Raw genomic sequence first — 6,125 nt, 5'->3', positions numbered from 1 at the left:
TGAACTTTTTCATCTTTTTTTTCTTCTATAACATCATTTTCTTTAAATGTTTTCGCTTCAATATTCATTACAAATATTGGTAATAGTAATAAAAACGTTAATATAATTTTTCTCATCACTGCTTACCCCCTTCTTCTTTAATTATAGTCATTTATAAAAGATTATCAACGTTTTTATGATTTTTTAAATAAAGATTATATAATTTGATATTGTTAAAAAAACGATTATCTTGTTTAGTACTGTATTGCTATGAATTTTGAGAACTGATAATTACAAATATTTCAAATCTATATATAAAAAAGAATCATCCTTTATTATTAAGAGAACGATTCCATTTTTAAACTTACTTATTAGTATTTTTTTCTTGAAAATAAAATTCAATAGTATCTATAATTTTCGGATCCACTGAATTACTAAATTTTCTTGCAAATAATTTTTCTGAATTAATTAACTCAAAAAAGTCAGCTTCTCTATAAATATATGGTTTTCCACGATTCCAATCAAATAAGCGCATACTATCCCCATATATATTCTCTTTAAATTTTGAATTCCATGCTAAAGTTTGCAAAAAAACCTCATCTACACACCAACCTTTAGAAAAAATGCTTTTAATCTCTTCTTCTTTAGATAAAATATACGTTGCAAGATTATCAGTAATACTAAACCAATTTGTTCCTTTTCTAAAAATGTAATTACGATTTTTAATCCTATTTACATTTAATTTTTTTTGTAATTCGATAAACAAAAGCTGTATTTTAATAAAAAATTTATTTCTCCTACCAATTATATCTTGTAGTGGATAATAATATTTTATTCGATCGAGAAATTCTCCATTTTTTTCATTTTCTACATCAAAAGATATAAATTCTTTTCCTAAATTATTTTCAAAAAAATTATAAATTTCTTCAATTGACTTTATTGGTAAATCTGCTCCTGAAAGCAAATGATAATAAGAATAGGATTTTCTATTTTTTGCAGATTTCAACAAATTGATCTCACAATTAACTTGAGAATATCCACCCCAATAAACTTTTTCTCTTTTTATAAAATATAATTTTGAATATTTAGTAATACCAATAAAATCATTTTGTTTAAATTTCTTTGATTTCTTATCAATATGAATATATATATCATTATATGGATAATCTAACATTCTAATTAAACATTTTAATAATTCAAAATCATTGTAAGCAATTATTAAATAAGCATGCATTTTTCTACCTCCCTACAATTTAACTTTAAAAAATTCAACTTTCATAAATAGCATTAAAACTAAATAAATGCAAACAGTTAGAATACCATAAAATAATATAAATAAAATAGAATTGTTTATTATAATGATATTTTGAATTAAAAATATTATTATAACGGTGAGAACTGCAGTAACTAAAATTTTCATTATATCTATGAAAATAAAAGGTTCTATGTTTTTAATTTTATATTTTTTGCAAAATTTATATATGATTCTACTTAATGAAAAAATCGAAGTAATAACCGTTCCTAGTATAATTCCATATATTCCTATAAAAAACGAGAATAATATGCTTAGGACAAAATTAATTATACTAGCACTTACGCTATTATAGAAAGTCAATTTAGTGTCACCATGAGCATATAATGATCTATAAACTAATTCTCTAACCATATTTATTGGTAAAGAAATAGAATAAATTATAGTACATATATATATTACACTAGTAAAATCCCTGTTAAATGCTCCTCTTTCATATAATAATGATATACCTTCTTCTCCTATAGTTATTAATCCAACAACTATAAGAACCATAACGAAAGTGAATAATGGAAAAAACTCAAATACTTTATTATCATTATTTCCATTTTCGATATCTTTAGATATTTTAGGATAAATAAAAGTTATTAAATTCGTCGTTAAAAGCATATTAATCATTCCCATTATAGAATTAGAATAATTCAATAATGATATTTGTCCTTCGCCTAATGAGGTGGCGATTAATGAATCAGTTAATAATGTTATTTGATAAACACCTGCACTAAAGATTGTAGGAATGAAAATATGTAACATTATTTTAAAATCCGTGTTTTTCAAATTAAATTGAACTTTATAATGAAAATCAAATCTCTTAATTAACATTATATGAAGACTCATACTAATAAAAGATGTAAACAAAATAAATAATGAATAATCATAAATTGTCATATTTTTTTTTAATAGAGTCAAGCTTGTTAATACTAAATTTGTAATTAAAACAATTATTTTAGGTAAATTAAAAACATTTTCTGATTGTAGATAAGCACTAGCTACACCTATAATTGTATTTGTAAATTGACTAATTAAAATAACAAACATTAAACTACAAACTGTTGTAATGAATAACTTATTTGGTGAAAACATACTAGCTATAGAATATCTAAATGCAAATATAAAAATGACTGAAACAATTGAGAAAAAATAAATTACACTTATAAATGTATTAATTGCTGTTGGACTCTTCTTATAAATATAAGCAGGAATCAATACTGTAGCAACTCCTGTCGATATAAAACTAAAAATAAATGAAGCAATATTATTAGAAAAATTAAATGCATCCATTTGAACAGATACTCCAAAATTACTAGCTACAACTGACATTTTTATTAAGGTAATCAATTGAGTAAGTAGAGTAAGTCCTATCATACACCCTAATTGAATATATCTTCTTTTATTCATGGTGATCCTCCAAAAATTTATCTAATTTTATAAACTGTTCTGAAGCTTTATCTCTCCAAAAAGCTACATCAATTTTAACATTTTTATTTAATAATACGTCTTCAGGACTAAAATCATTTATATTCTCTAGGTATGTAAACTTTCCTGTAAAACCAACATCATCTATAACGTTTTTCATTTTATTACTGTATACAATTGGGTATACATTCTTTTCCATTATCCAACCTAAAATCATGCAATGAAATCTTGTAGCAATAATATATTCTGAGTGTTTAATAACATCAATAATTTTATCTAAATCATTAGTATAATCATAGATAGTAATATTATTCATTTCATCTAATTCAGCCACTATCTTATTAATATATTCTAAATCTCCTTCATTATTACAAAAAGATACCAAATTAATTTGATAATTTTTTTTATGGAAATAATTTATACATTCTTTAATCTTTTGTTTATACTCAGATATTTTATTTTCTGAAAGTTTTTTTTCTGGATCAATTATAGACATCATAACTGCTTTATCTGTCCCTTGGTCAATTACTGTTTTATAATTAAAGACAACATCTGGTGCAATCCTAGTATTATCTAAATGTTTAAATAAATTATACGAATAGTTATCTCTAAAGCAAATATCATAGTATGCTCTAAATATCTTTTCATAGTTTTCTTTAAATTGACTATCAAAATATGGTCCAAAGTTACAGCCTAGTAAGAAATTTTTATGTTTAGTATAAAAATTATTTTTTTCTCTTAAGAAATTTTTATACCAATTTTCTTTTTGAATAAATAAAGATCCACCTATTGTTACAGTTAAGTCACATTTTTTTTCATAATAACTTTCAAAAATATTTTTATCAATTAATTTAAAGCTTAAAAAATTAATTAATTTTTTCACCTTGTTTAATTTTATCAACTTAACATTTTTATATTTAGAAAAATGATAATAATTTTTATTGGGAACTATTATCATAAAATTATGTTGAGGATATCTTTTAACTAAAATATCTACAAATAAATCATCTCCTAAATTCTGGTTTAAATATGCTTTCACAAATATAACTTTACTACTTTTCATATAGCTTTTCTCCTAATTTATTTTTTTATTTTTACAAAAATCTCTATAAGCATCGCATAACATAAAGCTTTCTTTATATGATTATTGTACATTTCTTTGAAAACCAATCTATATCCATTTTTATCATTTCTGATAAAATCATACTTAACCCTCTGTTTAATTCTAAGATAAAAATCAGTTTGTGCTTGTTTTAAGATAAAATTTATTTTGTCTTTATAGCTTAATCCCGTAACATTTAAACATCTAAAAATATAAAATATTAATTCTTTATAAACAAAATAATAAATATAATTTAATTGATCTTTTTGAAAAAGTGAATCACTTTCTATATCCTCTAAAATCTTTTGATATACATAGGTGATATCATTAAAATCTCCTAATAGCCTAACTTTATTTTTTGTTTTAGTTATACTATTATTATTAAAATAATAATAATAACAACAGTCTTCTATTAGCAGTATACTATCAATACTATTTATCAAATTATAGTTAAAATACAAATCTTCAGCTATCGTTAAGTCCATATTAAAAAAATTTTCTCTTATTTTTGATTTTTTAATGACTTGTCCCCACATTTGATTAAAATCGTAGTTTTTGAACATATTATTTATAACTATATTCTTAACTTCTTGCTTTCCTTGTATAAGAGTAAAAGCTTTTGTAATGGGAAAGTATATATACTTGTTTTTATTATTTACTTTAACATATCCGAATTTTACTAGATCGAAATCATTATTTTCTAACGATTTAGCACATTTTTCTAAAGTATCAACACTAATCCAATCATCTGAATCTACAAAAGTGACATATTCGCCTAAACTATTTTGAAAACCAACTTTTCTTGAAAAATTTGCACCAGAATTAATCTGCTTTATCATTTTAAATCTGTTATCAATATGAATAAACTCTTTTACAATATTTTCACAAATTTCATCCTCGCCATCTAATATACATATAATTTCTATGTCTTTATACGTTTGATTCATTAAGGAATCTAAACATCTTTTTAAATACTTTTCTGATTTATATATCGGAATAATAATTGAAAATTTCAAATAATTTACCTGGTATACAATTAATAACTTATACAACAGTCATTGTCTTATACCTTATCCTTTCTACCAACCTTATTTCTCCGTGGTTGATTCCGGTTATTAAAATATTAAATTAAGTATTTTAAGAACATTCAACATAATCTTTAAATTTTTTATAAAGCCTATAGATCCTAAATCAGCTAACACCTACCATACTTGATAAGGGAAAATCTCATTATTTCCTAAAAACATATACATATATATATAATAGAATAAATAAAATAATATAAAATATAATAATATATATTTTTTTTCTTTTTGATTTTGTTTTGTTAATAGCCAAGGCAATAAAACAATTTCTAACAACCTTGTATAATCAGCCATTCTACCTGCCCATGACAAATAATAGCCAAGATATGATAAAGGTATAGTTAGCAAATATACATTCATCGTACTTTGGATTATATTTTGTTTTTCACCTTTTTTCCACATATAAATTATTGGTAACATAGTAGGTAATATGAAAATCAAAAAGCCAAATCCTGAATTATTAAAATTTACATTATATTTTTCAAAATAGCTTGAAAGAAATGGAATATATTTTATAAATCTCATTGTTATATTTAAAATCAATGGAGATAATACTATCATTATATAATATATCTTAATTTTCATTGTATTGATTTTTTCATTTTTGGATGGTATAAAAAATAATACTAGAAAAAAAATAATTGCAGTTTTATGAAACAAAGTTGCTAAAAATACATAAATAATAAATTTAAAATATTTTTCTTCATAAAAATATGATAAAGCATAAAATATTATAGCCAATGCTGCAGTATGTCTGATTAGGTTAAAGCTTATTGGGATAAAATACAAAAAGAAAATATAAATTGATAGAGGCAACATTTTTCTCACATTGAACCTTTCTAAAGCTGAAACCACGAAAATAACAATTATTAATTCATAAATGTAAAAAACTACTTTAACTGAATCAAAGAATAAATATGCAAAACGGCTTATTATATAAAAAGAAGGTTCAATATCAAAAATAGCTGCATATTTTGTAAAATAATCAATGCATTCTATTCCCTTTAAGTTATCATACATCTTAATGTATGTTAAAAAATCAGTTCCAACATTATAACGTATTCCAGCTAAAATTGTTGGAACCAATATTAAAAGTAATTTACAAATCAATCTAACTTTTATATTACAAAAGCATTTATCTGATTTCTCAAAGTATGTATATAAATAAGCAAATAATATCATTAAAAGCAAACAACTTCCATAAATTAAAAATGACTTATAATCCATCTTC

The 6,125-nt window shown here is 22.5% G+C and carries 5 protein-coding genes; all 5 read right to left on the bottom strand.

What is annotated here, in order from left to right; genetic code table 11:
* Positions 1 to 343: 343 nt before the first annotated feature.
* Entirely contained in the window at positions 344 to 1,213 is an 870-nt protein-coding gene (locus DW761_RS20140; RefSeq protein WP_117455551.1) for a beta-1,6-N-acetylglucosaminyltransferase, read from the bottom strand.
* Between the two features lie 12 nt (positions 1,214 to 1,225).
* The gene (gene murJ, locus DW761_RS20135) at positions 1,226 to 2,689 is read right to left on the bottom strand and encodes a murein biosynthesis integral membrane protein MurJ (protein WP_117455553.1); all 1,464 of its coding nucleotides are present in this window, start codon (positions 2,687 to 2,689) and stop codon (positions 1,226 to 1,228) included.
* Positions 2,682 to 3,770, bottom strand: a complete 1,089-nt coding sequence (locus DW761_RS20130; protein WP_117455555.1) for a polysaccharide pyruvyl transferase family protein — start codon at positions 3,768 to 3,770, stop codon at positions 2,682 to 2,684. Before DW761_RS20130 ends, murJ begins: the two co-directional genes overlap by 8 nt.
* A 17-nt stretch (positions 3,771 to 3,787) precedes the next feature.
* Complete coding sequence (locus DW761_RS20125) at positions 3,788 to 4,825, bottom strand: glycosyltransferase family 2 protein (protein WP_158552352.1); 1,038 nt, start codon at positions 4,823 to 4,825, stop codon at positions 3,788 to 3,790.
* A 186-nt stretch (positions 4,826 to 5,011) separates the two neighbouring features.
* Positions 5,012 to 6,121, bottom strand: a complete 1,110-nt coding sequence (locus tag DW761_RS20120; RefSeq protein WP_117455558.1) for an EpsG family protein — start codon at positions 6,119 to 6,121, stop codon at positions 5,012 to 5,014.
* Between the last annotated feature and the right edge of the window lie 4 nt (positions 6,122 to 6,125).

Source organism: Absiella sp. AM29-15, assembly GCF_003434225.1.
Lineage (GTDB): Bacteria > Bacillota_I > Bacilli_A > Erysipelotrichales > Erysipelotrichaceae > Hoskinsella > Hoskinsella hominis.
The sequence above is the reverse complement of the archived record's forward strand: the minus strand, read 5'-3'. Positions and strand labels throughout refer to the sequence as shown.

Coding starts and splice junctions, on each gene's coding strand:
- DW761_RS20140 (WP_117455551.1), bottom strand. CDS start 1,213: ATGCATGCTTATTTAATAATTGCTTACAATGATTTTGAATTATTAAAA.
- murJ (WP_117455553.1), bottom strand. CDS start 2,689: ATGAATAAAAGAAGATATATTCAATTAGGGTGTATGATAGGACTTACT.
- DW761_RS20130 (WP_117455555.1), bottom strand. CDS start 3,770: ATGAAAAGTAGTAAAGTTATATTTGTGAAAGCATATTTAAACCAGAAT.
- DW761_RS20120 (WP_117455558.1), bottom strand. CDS start 6,121: ATGGATTATAAGTCATTTTTAATTTATGGAAGTTGTTTGCTTTTAATG.